Genomic DNA, 15216 nt, shown 5'->3' on the forward strand with positions numbered 1-15216 from the left:
TGATCTCATGAGTTTTCTGGGGCTCAGCTTGAAGGACGTGGTCGTCGGCGCGGTCTCCGCGATACCCGTGGTCGGTGCGGTCGCCGGCGCCGCGACGGATGGGATCTGGACGGGCATCGAAACCGGCAGTGTGACCGACGGACTCAAGGCTGCGGCGATCACCGGTGCGCTCGCCGCGGTTCCCGGGGGCAAGATCGGCAGTATGTTCGGCGAGAAGTTGCTCGCCAAGGGTCTGCTGGGCAAAGGTGTCGGGCTGATCGGCAAGATCCCGTTGCAAACCGTCAAGAATGTGGCCGCCCGCGGTGGTGGTAAGGGTCTGCAGAGATCGCTGGGCCGCGCGTTGCTGCGTGGCGCCGGTGGAACTCTCGGCAGTGCGATCTACAACCCGGAAGCCGATGCTGGGGCGCCGAAGATCAAGGCTATCCCGGTCCGCCCGGCGGGTGCGGATCTGGCCGGAAACAGTTTCCGCGACAGCTCGGTCGCCACACTGAACTACCAGGGCGGCACCGTCGCGCAACAGCCGGCGACCACAACAGGTGTGACGCAGCAACCGGCCCCGGACGCTACGCCGCGCGCGGTCCCGGTGTAGGTGTGACATCAGATGGCAGAATCCTCCACGAAACAGATGCCGCCGCTGCTGGTGCCGGACGACTTGGGCGTCAGCCCGCAACCGTATCCGCAGGACGACCGGTTCAAACTCCAGCCGGCGACGATCAACCTCATGGACGTCCAGCTCGTGATCGTCGTGGTCGGGTTCTGGAAGGCGTACGGCTCGGGCGATATCAAGCAGCTTCCGAAGGCCGAAGATATCCCGCAGGTCAACTTGAATATGGGGGATCTCAGATCCGACGCGATGAGTAGCTACCAACTTCTCGCGTTCAAACTGCAGTCGGCGTTCGAAACCATGCTGGACGCGCACAACAAGGTCTTCGACAAGGTCACCAAGACCATCGCGGATCGTGAAGCCAGTCAGAACAAGGTCGCGGACTGGATCGAGACGAAGTTCAATACCAAGGCAGCCGAGCCGCCCGATGACGGTCAGAACGAAAACGAATACATCATGACCTACGTCTCCGAGGGCCTGAAATCGGGCGAGACGATCATGAACGACGCGAAGGAGAAGCAAAAGGAAAATGGCGACGGAGTCGATGCCGAAGCGGAGAAGCTGAAGAAGCTCACCGAAGAGGTCAAGACGTTGAAGGAGCAGAACAAGTCTCTGCAGCAGCAGCTCGCGGCGGCCACGGGCAGCGGCGGTGGTGGCGGCGGTGGTGGTACCACCTACGATCCCGACCTGCTCGGCCAGCAGGGCAGCAGCGGTGGGGACGACTCCTACACCCCCATGGATTTCGGCCTCGACGGCACCGGCACCGATCAAACCGGCACCGGCACCGGTGGTTCGCTCACCGACGGATTGTCCACCGGATCGAATTCGGCGTCGGATCCCAGTGGACTCGGCACCGGTTCGACGAGTGGCACGAGCCCGATCTCGGCCACTCCGGCCAGTATGACTTCACCGGATTCCGGAATGAGCTCTCTCGGTTCGGGAATGGGCTCGGGCATGGGCGGCATGGGCGACATGATGAGCCAGATGCTGCCGATGCTCGCTCAGATGCAGATGATGCGCCAGATGCAGGATCCGGGCCTCAACGGTCGCAACGGCGGATTGCAGTCGACGTATCCGCAGCAGCCGCTGGTCTCGGCGCAACCGGTCTCCGCCACTCCGCAGCCGACCCAGCCGGCCGCCTCGCCCGCAGCGGCGCCCGCCGAGTCCGATGCGGCGCCGAAGGGAGCTACGTCCTCGCAGGCCCAGCAGGCCGGTGCGGTGCCACCGGGACGGACCCCCGGTGCCGACGGCACCGTCGAATACCCGTTCCCCGACGGGCGCACGCAGAAGGTGTCGCTCATCGTGGCACAGGCGCTCGACGCGGCGTTCGGCAATCACGGCGGTACCGACGCGCAGAAGGCGTACGAGAAGACGACCGCGAAGTGGACCGACAACAAGCAGATCGGCGATCACGTCGATCCGAACCAGCTGATGACCGGCGACGTGGGCGTCTGGGAGAAGGCCACCGCCCTGCTCGTGGTGTTCGGATCCGGCGCCGACGGCAGTATCGAAGTGATCATCGACGGCGAATTGCAGAAGCTGGACTCCGACAAGATGGACACGATGTCCGGAAAGGCCGGGGAATTCGGCACATTCACCGAATTTCAGCATCCGCGCGGTATCGAGGCCACGGCTCCCGAACACCAGGCGGACGCGGCGCCGGGGATGCCGATGCCCGGAGATCAGCAGGGCGGGGTGTTGTCGGCCGCGGTCGGGACGCCGACCTGAGGCTGTGGTGAGAGGAGGCAGGTGTGGCGTTACAGGTCGATCCGACCGAGCTCGCCGCCGCGGCGGCGGCACTGGCCGAGCTGGCGCGCGGCACCGGTGCGTCGATGCCCACGGGCTGGGTGCTGCCCGCGGGTAGCGATCCCATTTCTGCGCAGGCGGTTCCGCAGCTCAACACCCATGCCGCCAACCTGATGAACGGGATGGCGGGCATTCTGCACGAGGTGCACCGGACGGCACACAAGATCGGCGAGGCCGCGCAGCGCTACACCGATGCCGACGACGAAGGCGCACGCGTCATCGGCGGGCCGGGTGGGGAAGTGCTGGCGAATCCGGTGTCCGACATCGATCCGCCGGCGCTGCGGCGCCCGCCGAGTTTCGGTCTGCCCACCTCGGGTGGTGCGGTGGATCCGCTGACCTTCGCCCAGCAGCTCCGGGCGGGACCCGGCACCGGACCGGCCACCCGATTCGTCTCCGACCTCCGGAACTATCTGGGCACAACGCATGCGGCGGCGCTGACCGGCGTCGACGGCGCCGCTTCCGTCATGCAGCACTGGACGCCGGTCGGCTCCGACGCCGCCGCGCGGCTGGGCCGCCATCGCACATGGCTGGATACGCTCGGCTCCACGCTCGGCAAACTCGCCGACGGAATCGACACCTACACGAAGGCCTTCGACACGGCCAAAGCCAAACACCCCACCCCGGAGGAGATCATCGCCGCGCGTAAGGAACTGGTGCGGTCCATGCGGTCGAAGAATCAACTCGGAATTCAGGCCGCGCTGGCGAAATTCCAGGAGCAGAACGCCCGGTCGGCGGAGACGATCGGCTCCTACTACTCGACGGTGGGTGTCGAGCAGGCCCAGAATGCCGGAGATTCCGAAACCGGAACGGCGGCATCGACATCCGGGCAGTCGAACGGTTCGGGCGACAGCAGTCAGATGATGAGCACGCTCGCCTCGATGCTGCCGACGGTGATGAGTGGCATGATGGCCGCCGGCATGCCCATGATGGGCATGAACCAATCGAACGATCTCGGTACGGGATCCCTCGACGACTACGGCTACGGCGATTACGGATACGACACCGGCGGCGGCGATTACGGATACTCCGGCGGTGGCGGCGGCGCCGGCGCGGATGCGACCCCGATCGGCGATCTCACCAGCGCGATCGGTTCGGCGACGTCCTCGCCCGTCGCGGTCGGGCCGATGCCCACGGTGGGATCGGCCACGGGTGCCGTGAGCAGTGTGTCGTCGAATCTGCCGCGCACGCCGGTCATCGAGTCGCTGCAGAATTCGGCCGGGACGGCGGCGCGCGCGGCCGGTGCCGGTTCGCCGATGATGCCGTACATGCCGATGTCTCCCGGCATGGGCGGCGGCGGTGCCAACAACGAGCGCAATCGGGTGGTGGCCTGGCATCCCGATCGCCTGATGTACGTCGACGACACGCCGCATACCGACGCCGTGATCGGTGAGAAGCCCACCATCGCGCCGACCGTGACACCGGCGACACCAGGACCGGCCAACCAGGCTCCGACGCAAACCGGAGGTTCCGCATGAGTGACATCCATCCCGAGGTGCAGGCGGCCCTGGACGCCGCGCGCGACCTCCGGCACAAGATCGCCGACCTGCGCGAGAAGATCGACGCCATCCGCGCCCGCCGGCCCTCGCCGAGCGGTGCGGTCATTCCCGAGGTCGACGCGATGGGCCGGCTGACCGATCTGTACCTGGCGCCGGGCACCGTGGATCGGTTCGAGTCGCACGAGCTGGTCGCGGAGATCATCGCCGCGATCCGGGAGAGCAGTGCCGACGCCGGCCGTCAGTACGAGCTGCTGATGGCGCAGGATCCCTGGGGAGACGCGTCGGATGCATCGGAACCCGCTGTGCCGGAGCAGGTTTCGTGACCGATCCGGGAGGTGTGACCGTCGCCGACACCGTGCGCTGGCTGCACGGTGAGGGTCTGGTGCGATTGGCCGGACTGGCCGAGCGGACACCGGATCTGCTGGCCGCCTACACGATCGACGTGGCCACGGGCACCGTCAACGCCTATCCGGTCACCGGGGCCGGCGCGGGGTCGGCCGCCATGACCTTCGCCGCCGACGATCTGCCCGATCCGGTGGGCACCGCGCGCCGGCTGGTCGTCGTCGGCGTCACCAGCTCGCAGGCGGTACTGGTGGTGGATCTGGCGGCGTCGCTGGCGATTTCGATCACCGCCGCGCGCCCCGAGCCGGCCGCGCGCTCCTGGGTCCTGCAGTTGCTGCTGAATCCGGAGGTGACGATCACCACCAACAGCGCCGAGCTGACACCGGCCTCGGACCCGCGCTGCCGCACCAGTTTCATACCGGGCAGCAGCGCCACGATCGTCAACGTCGACGATATGCAACCGCCGCTGACGACGATCACGCTGAACCCGGCCACCGACGGCCCGGACCACTTGGATGTCGGACCGGACGGCACCGGCGAAATGTATCTGGGTACGAGATTCTGGCAGCTGCACCAGGTCATGACCGTCGGCGACGAGGCGTGGTCGGCCATCTCCGCCCGGCTGTCGGGCACGGCCGACGATGCGGTCGCCTCCGGGCAACCGCCCGGCCCCGCCGTTTCCGCGCCGCCCGGGCGAGTGTCCGCCCCGGGCATCGTCACAGGTCCCTAGCTTCGCACCAACGACAGGAGTCCGACCATGTCCGATTACGACGACTACGACGAGGACGAACTCGCTCCGCCCGCACCGGATTGGCAGAACCGCGTCTACGAGGTGTTCAACCCCGATCACACCGTCGGCGTCGCCTGCGATCGCGACGGTGAGGTCGTCGGCCTGCATCTCACCGACGACGCGCGCGAGAACGGCGATACCTGGCTGGCCGCCGAGATCCTGCGACTGGCCCGGCTCGCGCATACGAAATCGCGGGTGGGCCTGCGGTCGGAGATGGAGTACAACGGCACCCGGCCGTACACGATCGACTCCTTCGATCTGCCCACCGAATCCTCCTACCGTGCCATGGAGATCGCCGAATTCGGCACCAATTCCTGACCAGCGCAATCACTTTCGAGACAGGTCCCCGCCATGTTGGATATCGACGATCCCGATGACGTCATCGCCGTCTCGGGGAAGGTCGCAGCGGCCAAGATATCGTTCGCCGACCAGGTCGGCGCCACCACCGGCGGCTGGACCGTCGACGAGCGCCCGGCAGCACCGCTCGACTTCCGCCTGAAGGGCGTCTTCGATCAGGTCACCGGCTGGTTCGAAACCGCCGCCACAGACTTGCGCGGGCGGACCCACGCCACCCATACCCGTGCCCACGGCACCGCGACGGGCCTGAAGAACGCCGATATCGACGGCGGCGGACACGTACAGTCCGAATCGGTCTGATCCGGATGAGCCCGGAGCGCGAAAGCCCGTACTGGAAGGCCATCGTCGGGGACAACTGGCCGGAGATCTCTCCGCGCGCCTGGGGCCGGCTGGAGGCGCTGGCGCGCGAGGGAGCCGAAGCGCTGGATCCGGCGGAGGCCGATCGCATGCGACGGGCTTTCGATGATCGGGTCCGCTCCAGCGCGAGCCTGCAGCCGATCAAGGACGAGCTGCTGGCGCAGCAGGGCACGCTGCGCGGATTCGTCGACGCGCTGGTCGCGGCGGCCGATACCTTCGGGCAGATGTCGAGTCTGGTCGACCGCACCCGCGACCGGATCCTCAACGCCGTCGACGGGGCATTGCGCAAGATTCGTGCGGCGCGGGCAGCCGCCGCGGCGGCGCGGGAGAAGGAAGAGGAAGCCGGCGGGGACGGCAGCGAGGCGGACGCACGCCTCCAACGCGATATCGGGAGGATCCTCGCCGAGGCCCGCGCCGAGGTGGACGATATCGCGGCAGCGGCGCTGCGCGAGGTCGGTCCGCAGGGTCTGCCGGAATTGGCCGCGATCGCGGCGGCACTGGGGCAGCCGGGGCCGTGGCGCAATGGGCCGGAGGGCTCCGACGGCCCGGGTGGCGGGCCGAGATACCGCTCGCATCGCACGGGCAGCGACGGCCCGGGTGCGCCCGGCACGCACGGGGTCCGATCGCTGCCGCAGGGACTACGGCCCTCGGGCGGACCGTTCGTCCCCCATCTGCCGAGCCTGCAGGATCTGCGAGACCTCCTGCGGCCCAACGAATCACAACTGCCGCTGTCCCGGCTTCCGGGCTGGGACAGCGGCGCGCCCGACGAGGTGGAACCGGGCACCGGCCACGCACCCGCGCCGGAGGACGGCACCTCGGCCGGGCCGGCCGTGCAGGTGCAGCCGGGCTCGGGGCCGGCGCCGCAGCCCGCGCCCACGGGTGGCGGTCGTGCGCTCGGGCCGATGGCCACCGCACAGGCGGACGACGGGCCCCCTGTGGCCGAGGTGGTCGCGCCGGAGCACCGTACGGTGGACGCACCACAGGCACAGTCGGATGCCGGTGCGGCGCAGACAGTTTCGCACAACGAGACCGGCAGCGACGACGGTCGCGCCGTCACCGCCGATTCCGGTGCCGAGCGGCGGACCGGTGAATCGGGCGCGCCGGATCTCACGGCCGGGCCCGGCCGCCGCACCGATGATCACGTCACCGAATCGGAGAGCTCGCCGTCGTGGGGTGCGGTGGCGGGTATGGCGGCGCAGATGCCGATGTTCACGGCGCAACAGCCGACGTTCACGCCGGATCGGCCACCGGTGGCGAACTCGCCCGCCGCCGCGGGACCGGCGGCGGACCCGCGCGCGACGTCCGCGCCGGATTCCCGGAATGCCGTTGCGGCGCCGCGGGTTACGTCCCCGCCGAGTGGGTCTCCCGGTGCGGTTCCCGGTGTGTCCGCGCCCGGCGTCACGGCGCCGCCCGCCACCGGGCCCGCGAAGAGTCAGCCGCCGGGCCGCCATCCCGGCGAGCCGGGTGCCGGCGCCGACAAGGCCCCCGGCGACAAGTCGCCCGACAGTCACGACACCACCACCGGCAGTGGTGACCTGGTTCGCGATGCCGTGGGCGCCGCGATGGCCGCCGCGGCGGCACCCACCTTCATGCTGGGTAAACGGGTCGACGGTGATCTGGTCCTGGCACGCAGCCTGCTGGCGAGTCTGCTCGCCGCCGGCGGCGCACCCGCCGTCGGTACCGAGTGGGCGGTGTCGATCATGCGCCACGACGGCGGCGTGAGCGCGTTCGTCACGTCCAACGACGGTCGCGGCTGGCTGCCGCCGGGAGTCTTCCTGCCGCGCGAACTGTCGACACCGTGGGTATGGTCGGTGGCCGAGGGGCCGGCCTGGGAGGGGCTGGCCGATCCGGCCCGGGTGCTCGCCGAATTCGCACTGAGCTGGGGGCGGCGTACCGGGGCCCGGCTGTCGGCGCTGGTGTCGTCGGCACCCTTCGACGAGTTGCTGGCCCGGCAGTTGGGCGAGGTCGCGCTCGAGGGATCGGTCGAGCCCGCCCCGACCATGGATTTCTCCACTCCCGCACCGGGTTTGGCCGACCGCCTGGAGCTGGTGACCGCGCCGCCGGTCCTCGAACGGGTCGCCGCGATCCCCGCGGACCGGATCGGCAGCCGAGGTCTGGACTTCGCCTACGACGCGCATCAGCGGCTCGCGGTGTCGGGTCCCGATCCGTTCGCCTCGCTGGGCGCCGCCGAACTCCGCCATCGCATCATGCAGACGATCCTGCAGGGAGGTCAGGTACAGGCGCAGTGGTGGGAGCAACTGTTCGACGCCGATCAACTGCTGGCGGCCTCGATGCTGCCGCTACTGGCCGACGTCTCGCGGGTTCCCCTGGGGGAGTTGCGATCCGAGCATTCCGCGGGCCGATCGGCCACCGATTCGGCCGCCCTGCGGCTGTCGGTCGCGCAACGCCGCTGCAACGAGATGGTCCTGCTGATGTCGGGAGAACCGTCCCGGCAGCGGCTGCGCGACATCGTCTACGCGCACGGGCAGGTGGCGGAATATCTGGCGGCCGTCCCGGTCGGCACCCCCACGCCCGAACCGGTGCGGCGCCCGACGATCACCGCCCCGCCCCCTCGGTAGTGCATCGGATGGCGTGCCGGGCCGCGCCGCCGCGCCCTTCCCGCGAGTGGGAAGGCTCGACAATGAGGACGTCACCGGTGGGAAGGATCTGATTCGGCATGTCGGGCAGCATGGAAGTCGACCCTGCGGTCTTACTCGATTTGGCCCTTCAGCACGATCGGGTCGCCGAAGACACCTTGGAATGGGCGAAGCCTCCCACCGACTGGCTGCGGGAATTCCCCAACACCTACGGCCATATCGCGGACCCCGTACTCGGCGCCCTGCAGGACTATTACCAGGCTAGACAGAACGCGGGTATCGCGCTGGCCAAGGAACACCGCGACACCGCGGCGAAATTGCGCGCGGCCGCCGCCGCCTTCGAACGCAGCGACGAGGACGGCGCCGCGAACATCCGCCGGTACGACGATACGAACGGATCCGGCTCCGCGCCCCACCAGCAGTCGCCCTCCCTGCCCGGCCCGGGCACCCAGGCCCCCACCGGACCGCAGGTCGGCGCGCCGGGCTCCGGGCCCGCCGATGCCGGCGCCCCCACGCCCGGTGACACCGGTGCCGACACTCCGGTGGGCGTCGCGCCGGGCGCCGCACCCGGAACATCCTCGGCCGCACCGGATTCGGCCGGCGCCGCGCCCGGAACGGCGCCGGTGGGTGCGGGTGCGGGCACGGGTACCGGCACGTCCGCCGCCGGGGGTCCGGCCGGAGCGGGCGGTGGCCCCGGTGGCCCGTCGTCCGGTCCGCTGGGCGCGACGCCGCCGTCCGGTGTGGTACCTCCGGGCGGTCCCGCCGGCCCGCCGTCCGGTTTCGGGCCCGACGAGCGCGGGCAGGGGCCGAACGGCACCACCGCCGCGGGGGATCTGCCGCCGGTTCCGGTGCCGACCCCGTTCGCGGCCGCCGTCGCCAAGGCCAAGGACGCCGAGGCCGAACCGGCCTATGTCGTCGGCGACGCCGTGGACAACGATCTGCTGATCGCCCGCACCCTGCTGGGTGCGGTGCTGGCGGCGGTGGATTCGTCCGTGCTGGGACTGCACTGGGCGGTCGCGGTGCTGCGAGGTCCGGCCGGCGCCGGCGTGTTCATCACCTCCAACGAGGGCCGCGGCTGGTTCCCGGCCGGGCTGTATCTGCCGCGCGAGGTGTCCTCGCCGTGGATCTGGGACGACGTGCTCGCCGACGGTTCCGGTGACCCCGCATCGCCGTGGGAAGGCGTCTCGGACCCGGCGCGGGTGCTGGCCGAATTCGGTCTGGCCTGGGGCCGCAAGGCCGGTGCGGAGCTGACCGCGCTGGTCTCGTCCGGATCGATCGACCACGGACTGCGGCAACGGTTCCCGAGTGTGGCCGTGCAGGATCTGGTCGGCCCCTCCTACGACGTCGACCTGCGCGTGTTCACTCCCGACACCGCCGATCGGCTGGCCCTCGCCGGATCCGGCGAGGCTCTGGAACACGTTGCGGCCGTGCCGGATACGCAGATCCGCGCGCGCTGTGAGGAACTGGCCGCCGAGGCCCACCGGCTGGTCGCCGGCAGCGCTCCCGGCGGCCCCGACGCGGCGCAGTCGCGCGGCATCCGGGACCGGATCCTTGCCGCGCTCGGGTCGGGCCGCCCGATCCCCGCCTCGTGGTGGGAAGAACTGCGCGATGCCGACGATCTGCTCACCGCGGCCATGCTGCCGCACCGGGTCGACGTCGGACGGGTCGACGTCGGCGAATTGCGGGTCGACGACGAGGCCGCGGCGTTGCGTGCCCTCGTGTTCGAACGTCGCTGCAACGAACTGGTTCTGCTGCTGGCCGGGGAGGCCTCGCGCCAGCAATTGCGCGACGCGGTCTACGCCCACGAGCAGATCGTGAAGCATCCGCGCTTCGTCGCCGCCCCGGCCGCGGTGTCCACCGGTGTGGACGAACGGGTTTCGCGCCCCGCGGCCGCGTCGAGCGGCCCGGTTGCCGCCCCGGTGGCGCAGGTCGCGCCTCCCACGGTCTCGGCACCGCCGACGGCCGGCGGACCGCCGCCCGGCGCGGTCTCGGCTCCGGACACCTCCGCACCCGATGTGACCGGACGCCCCTGAAAAAGGCGGTGCCGGTGGGCGATTCGCTCCCCCACCGGCACCGCTCGGGTATCTCGCACGTCCTGGTGCGGGTTATGGAGCGACTTCGCTCGCGTTCTCCGGATCCTGCGGTGTCGCGGCATTCGGATCGGCCGCGGCGGTCGGTGGTTTGGTCCGATCCTTGGCCGACGCACCGGTGGCCGGGGCCGTGATCGGCGGCGGAGTGCCGGGAGTCTGGCCGGTGGTGCCCGCCAGCTGGGTGGGCGCGGCGGTGCCCGGAGCCGTCGCGCCGGGGGCGACTGCGGTCGGCGCGCCGTTGGGTGCCACGGCAGCGGGAGCGGCGGCCGGTCCGGCGCCGTTCGGAACGGCCGCGTTCGGGTCCGTGGCCGCCGGTGCGGCGCCCGTGCCGGGGGTGACCTCACCGTTCGAATGTAGTTCGGCCTCTTTGTCTTTCTGGTTCTTCTGCATCGCCTGGGTGACCAGCGGCGCCGCCACCATCGCTCCCATCGGGAGGATCATCGCGGCCATGGGCAGCAGTTGCCCGAGGATGTCACCGAGACCGCCACCCCCGCCCGAGGAGCCGGTACCGCCCGACGCGGAGCCGCTACCGGAGGAACTGCCGCGGCCGCTGGAACTGCCGGACCCCGAACCGCTGCCGTTGCTGGTACCCGCCCGGGACTGGTTGTCCGCGTAGACCGCGTCGACGAGGCGATAGACCTGTGCCACCGCCGCGCTGATCTGCTGCATGAGGGCGGCCTGCTGGGCGGTGGTCGCCTTCGCCGGCACCGCCTTGATCACGGTCTGCAGTTCCGCGACGATGTGTTTGATACTGCCGAGTGTCTCGTCCTTGCTGGCGGCCACCAGGACCGAGGTTCGCGCGATCTGCTGGTCGTATTCGAGCAGCGAGGTCTGCCGCGCGTTCACCGCGGCGATGGCCTGCCGGTAGCCGACGGTGGTGTCGCTCTTCCCCAGATTGGTGAACACCACCGGTTTCAGCAGACTGGCCACCTCCGGCGGTGGCACCGGCATACCGCGACCGAGCAGGTCGACCGCGGTCTGGATCGCCGTACGGGCCAGCGCGACAATGGCTTTCACCGCCGGTTTCGCACCTGGGGGCGGGTCGAGTTCGACGGTCCAGTAGTGCTTCTCGGGATTGGCGGGCGGGGGAGTGGGGGGCGCCGGTTTCGTCGGGTCGGGTTTGGTCGGGTCGGGTTTGGTGGGGTCGGGCTTCGTGGGGTCGGGTTTGGTGGGATCGGGCTTGGTCGGGTCGGGCTTGGTCGGGTCGGGCTTGGTCGGGTCGGGCTTGCCCGGCCCCGGTTTGGTGGGGCCGCCCGGCTCGTGAGGGCCGCCGGGCGGTGGGCCGGCGGATCCGGGCGCCGCCGGCTGTCCCGCGCCCGGTGTCTGCGGGGCGTTGATCACGCGCGCGTCGGTCTGCGGCCCGCCGGCCGGAAATTGCGGCCCGGCAACGCTATTCCCCGCCAGCGGTCCGGAGCCGGTGACCCCGTTACTGCCCGCCATGGGCAGTCCGGTCGTGGGTGTGACGCCGTCCTGCAACAGCTTCGGCAGGCCGATAGTTTCGGTTCCAGCCGTGTTCTCCGGCATGCCGCTGCACCGCCTCCCTCGAGTTCGTCCTCATTGTCGGCCCTTCCCGCAATTGGGAAGTCATGCGGTTTCCGCATCACGGCGGCGGTGCCGCATAGTCGTGGACGACTTCGGGTATGCGAAGTTCCGCGAGTTTCGCTGGTCTCGGGGCAGCCGGGCCGAATCGGGAGGCGTTCGATGCGCAGCGATGGCGAGGCGGTCGAATGTCGCCACAACTGACCGTCGGACTCGACAGCGTCCTGAATTCCCTGCTGAAGCTCTACGGTACCGGCAGTCCCGCCGTGCAGGCGGCGCCGTCTTCGGCGGCCCTGTCGAATTCCGCCATCGATCTGCGTACCGGCGCGTTGATGGCGGGCTATCACGAGACCGCCGGGATGCACGCCTCGGTAGCCGGTGCGCATGCCGAGCGAGATGCGGTGGTGCACAAGGCGGTAACCGCTGCCGGCGACGGAACGGTCAAGGGCCGCAGCGTGGTCAACGGTCAGATCGCCGATCTGCAGACTCGGCTGCGTGCCATCGCGACCGTGGGCGACACCCGCTTCAGCGGCCCTGCTCTGCTCGACGCCGCGCATACCGCGGTGACGAATGCGGCCCGCCAGGTCGATACCGACCTCGCCGAGGCGCAGCGGCACGCGGCGCAGATCGTGCCGCCCGCGACACCGAAAACCGTTCGGGGGCGGCTCACCTCGAATCCTGGCCGGCGCGGCCGGCGCCGGCCGCGCCCACGGACCACGTCGGTGGCGCGGACGGCTCGGGCGTTGCCGGCGATGCACCGGCCGGTCCCGTCGGACGGTACGGCCGGCGGTAAGGCGGTGAGTGCGGCGAGCGCGTATCTGGGTCTTCCCTATGTGTGGGGCGGTGGCGGGGCCGGTGGTCCGAGCGGTGGCGGATTCGACTGCTCCGGACTCACCCAGTACGCGATCGCCGAGGCGACCGACGGCAAGGTCGTCCTGCCGCGCACCACGTACGAGCAGATCTACAGTGGCGTTCGCATTCCGCCGCAGGATGTGCGGCCGGGGGATCTGGTGTTCCCGGCCGGCTCGTTCAGTGCGCGCGGCCCCGAACATGTGCAGCTGGCCGCGGGCAACGGCATGGTCATCGAGGCACCGTATTCGGGCTCGACGGTCAAATGGTCGCGCATGCCGAGCGAGGCCGTCGTGGTGCGGGTGATGTGATGGCCGGTGTGCTGATTCGGAACGAGTGCCCGTGGCCGGATCGCGGTGTGCGAGCACTCGTTCCGAAGGGCGGATCGTCAGGATGAGGACTGCCGATCCACACGAATAATCATACCGTCGAATAACGGTACATTCAATAGCGGCCCACCATAGATGTCGGTGGCCGTACTTCATTTCCGCAGGTCGCGCACCGGCGGTGCGGGCATCCGAAAGCGCGATTCCTGGTATTCCCATGTTTGGGAAATGGCGATCTTCGCCCGGGTCGGGGACTGTCTATGGTTCGGGCAGGCGAGAGCGTCGAAAGGGATGTCCAGGTGTCAGCGGCCGAGGACGCGTTCTATACGGGTGTTCAATCTCTGGGATTGGTCGCCGGGGGCGTGCGCAACGAACAACAAGCTTTGGCGGCCTTTCGCGCCGCGACCGATCTGGATCCGGATATGTGCGACGCCTGGCTGGGTCGCGCGATGGCCGGCGATATCACCTCCGAGGTGATCTACGGCGCCTATCGATCGGTCCACAACCTCTATCGGGACCAGCAGCGAGCCGGTCTGGTCGACCGGTCGCTGTGGTGTCAGGTCGAAATCGGCATGTACGGCCTGCGAGTGGCGATGGCCGACCGCGATCAGATCGCCATCGCGCAGGCGTGTTCCTATGCCGAGGGCGGGGAATGGCAGGAAGCGGCCGCCATACTCGATCAGGTACCCAGCGACGACGTCGCCGACTTCGTGCGGATGTCCCTGTTCTTCCGGACCAAGCGCTGGTCCGACGTGCTGGCCGCCCGCACCGCCAAACCGGTCATCGAGGACGGCCTGCTCGACATCGCGGCCGAATTGATGGCGGCGCAGGCGCTGGCGCATCTGGGCCGCCTGGGCGAGGCGATGCCGCGCGCACAACGCATCGTCGAGGACAGCGCTTCGGGCAACCTCTCCTACATCTGGGCGGATGCGCACTTCCTGCTGGGAATGTTGTACCGGCACAACGGCGATCACGAGAACGCCGACCGGATCCTCAAGGGACTGCAGGGATCCGGGCTGTGGTCCGACCGCGAGGAGTGGCAGCGCGCTGTTCGCGACAAGACCTACCGGCTGGAGGTGACCACTCCCGATCTGCTCGCCTCGCGCACCGATCTCTGGGATCCCACCACCGGTGACGATCCCGCCGAGGCGGCGGCGGCGTCGGCGAAACAGGAACGCGAGGCACTGCTGTCGGAGGCCTCGGAGCTGCTGCAGGCTCAGATCGGCATGGATTCGGTCAAGGAGCAGGTCGACCGGCTCAAGTCCGGCGTACTGATGGATCAGGTCCGGGCCAAGCGCGGGCTGGCGGTGGAATCCAAATCGCAGCACCTGATCTTCTCCGGCCCGCCCGGCACCGGTAAGACCACGATCGCCCGCGTCATCGCGAAGATCTTCGCCGGTCTGGGCGTGGTCGAGAATCCGGAAGTGATCGAGGTGTCGCGCAACGACATGGTCGGCACCCACCTCGGCCATACCGCACCCAAGACCAACGCCCTCATCGATTCCGCGCTCGGCGGTGTGCTGTTCATCGACGAGGCCTACACCCTGATCCAGGAGGGACTGTCCGGCGGCGACGCCTTCGGCAAGGAAGCCGTCGACACCCTGCTGGCGCGGATGGAGAACGATCGCGACAAGCTGGTGGTGGTGATCGCCGGATACGAGGATCAGATCGACCGGTTCCTGGCCTCCAACGACGGTCTCGCCTCGCGCTTCACCAAACGCATCCGCTTCTCCAGCTACGGTGGCGACGAACTGGTCCAGATCGCCGATCACATTGCGCGCAAGAAGGATTCGCTGCTGTCCGAACAGGCGCGCGAGGTACTGCGGGAACGCTGCGATCAGCTCGCGTCGCAAACGAAGAACGGACGCCGGCTGATCGATCTGGCCGGTAACGGCCGGTTCATCCGCAATGTCGTCGAGGCCGCCGAGGCCGAACGCGACTACCGCTTCACCCGCGAGAACGTCGACATCGCCGCACTCACCAACGAGGAATTGATGACGATCGACGCCTTCGACATCGCCGCCGCGCTGTCGGGTTTGGCGCCGGCCGCGACCAGCTGACGC

12 protein-coding genes are annotated in these 15216 nt (G+C 69.4%); 11 read left to right on the forward strand and 1 reads right to left on the reverse strand.

Features of this window, described 5'->3' with window-relative positions; genetic code table 11:
- Positions 1-7: 7 nt before the first annotated feature.
- The 9 genes from NMI01S_RS28330 (at position 8) to NMI01S_RS28370 (ending at position 10382) form a co-directional block, all read left to right on the forward strand.
- A complete protein-coding gene (locus NMI01S_RS28330) occupies positions 8-589 on the forward strand; it encodes a hypothetical protein (protein WP_063001772.1) in 582 nt (193 codons plus the stop codon).
- Positions 590-601: 12 nt separating this feature from the next.
- On the forward strand, positions 602-2332 hold the full coding sequence (locus NMI01S_RS28335; RefSeq protein WP_063001773.1) for a hypothetical protein: 1731 nt from the start codon (positions 602-604) through the stop codon (positions 2330-2332).
- Positions 2333-2355: 23 nt separating this feature from the next.
- Positions 2356-3885 (forward strand): PE domain-containing protein, encoded by a 1530-nt coding sequence (locus NMI01S_RS28340; protein WP_063001774.1) that lies wholly within the window; start codon positions 2356-2358, stop codon positions 3883-3885.
- Positions 3882-4229: a YbaB/EbfC family nucleoid-associated protein gene (locus NMI01S_RS28345; RefSeq protein WP_063001775.1), complete on the forward strand. Its 348-nt coding sequence runs from the start codon at positions 3882-3884 to the stop codon at positions 4227-4229. Before NMI01S_RS28340 ends, NMI01S_RS28345 begins: the two co-directional genes overlap by 4 nt.
- A complete protein-coding gene (locus NMI01S_RS28350; protein WP_063920897.1) occupies positions 4226-4978 on the forward strand; it encodes a hypothetical protein in 753 nt (250 codons plus the stop codon). Before NMI01S_RS28345 ends, NMI01S_RS28350 begins: the two co-directional genes overlap by 4 nt.
- Positions 4979-5005: 27 nt before the next feature.
- Positions 5006-5356, forward strand: coding sequence for a hypothetical protein (locus tag NMI01S_RS28355; RefSeq protein ID WP_036509607.1), 351 nt, complete (start codon positions 5006-5008; stop codon positions 5354-5356).
- A 33-nt stretch (positions 5357-5389) separates the two neighbouring features.
- Positions 5390-5695 carry a hypothetical protein gene (locus tag NMI01S_RS28360; protein WP_063001776.1) on the forward strand — a complete coding sequence of 102 codons (306 nt, stop codon included), beginning with the start codon at positions 5390-5392 and terminating at the stop codon, positions 5693-5695.
- A 5-nt stretch (positions 5696-5700) separates the two neighbouring features.
- Positions 5701-8331: a hypothetical protein gene (locus NMI01S_RS28365; RefSeq protein WP_063001777.1), complete on the forward strand. Its 2631-nt coding sequence runs from the start codon at positions 5701-5703 to the stop codon at positions 8329-8331.
- Positions 8332-8429: 98 nt separating this feature from the next.
- Positions 8430-10382 carry a type VII secretion target gene (locus NMI01S_RS28370; protein ID WP_084513352.1) on the forward strand — a complete coding sequence of 651 codons (1953 nt, stop codon included), beginning with the start codon at positions 8430-8432 and terminating at the stop codon, positions 10380-10382.
- Between the two features lie 72 nt (positions 10383-10454).
- On the opposite strand, the gene NMI01S_RS35570 is transcribed toward NMI01S_RS28370, so the two are convergent.
- Positions 10455-11963 carry a RodZ family helix-turn-helix domain-containing protein gene (locus NMI01S_RS35570; RefSeq protein ID WP_063001779.1) on the reverse strand — a complete coding sequence of 503 codons (1509 nt, stop codon included), beginning with the start codon at positions 11961-11963 and terminating at the stop codon, positions 10455-10457.
- Positions 11964-12166: 203 nt separating this feature from the next.
- On the opposite strand from NMI01S_RS35570, the gene NMI01S_RS28380 reads away from it, so the two are divergent.
- The gene (locus NMI01S_RS28380; RefSeq protein ID WP_063001780.1) at positions 12167-13138 is read left to right on the forward strand and encodes a C40 family peptidase; all 972 of its coding nucleotides are present in this window, start codon (positions 12167-12169) and stop codon (positions 13136-13138) included.
- Between the two features lie 314 nt (positions 13139-13452).
- Positions 13453-15213, forward strand: coding sequence for a type VII secretion AAA-ATPase EccA (eccA, locus tag NMI01S_RS28385; protein WP_063001781.1), 1761 nt, complete (start codon positions 13453-13455; stop codon positions 15211-15213).
- Positions 15214-15216 lie beyond the last annotated feature (3 nt).

This window comes from Nocardia mikamii NBRC 108933 (genome assembly GCF_001613505.1).
GTDB classification, from domain to species: Bacteria; Actinomycetota; Actinomycetes; order Mycobacteriales; family Mycobacteriaceae; genus Nocardia; species Nocardia mikamii.

Bases quoted from the DNA above. Each gene is read 5' to 3' on its own strand.
- NMI01S_RS28330 (WP_063001772.1), top strand. From the start codon at position 8: ATGAGTTTTCTGGGGCTCAGCTTGAAGGACGTGGTCGTCGGCGCGGTC.
- NMI01S_RS28335 (WP_063001773.1), top strand. From the start codon at position 602: ATGGCAGAATCCTCCACGAAACAGATGCCGCCGCTGCTGGTGCCGGAC.
- NMI01S_RS28345 (WP_063001775.1), top strand. From the start codon at position 3,882: ATGAGTGACATCCATCCCGAGGTGCAGGCGGCCCTGGACGCCGCGCGC.
- NMI01S_RS28355 (WP_036509607.1), top strand. From the start codon at position 5,006: ATGTCCGATTACGACGACTACGACGAGGACGAACTCGCTCCGCCCGCA.
- NMI01S_RS28360 (WP_063001776.1), top strand. From the start codon at position 5,390: ATGTTGGATATCGACGATCCCGATGACGTCATCGCCGTCTCGGGGAAG.
- NMI01S_RS28365 (WP_063001777.1), top strand. From the start codon at position 5,701: ATGAGCCCGGAGCGCGAAAGCCCGTACTGGAAGGCCATCGTCGGGGAC.
- NMI01S_RS28370 (WP_084513352.1), top strand. From the start codon at position 8,430: ATGTCGGGCAGCATGGAAGTCGACCCTGCGGTCTTACTCGATTTGGCC.
- NMI01S_RS35570 (WP_063001779.1), bottom strand. From the start codon at position 11,963: ATGCCGGAGAACACGGCTGGAACCGAAACTATCGGCCTGCCGAAGCTG.
- NMI01S_RS28380 (WP_063001780.1), top strand. From the start codon at position 12,167: ATGTCGCCACAACTGACCGTCGGACTCGACAGCGTCCTGAATTCCCTG.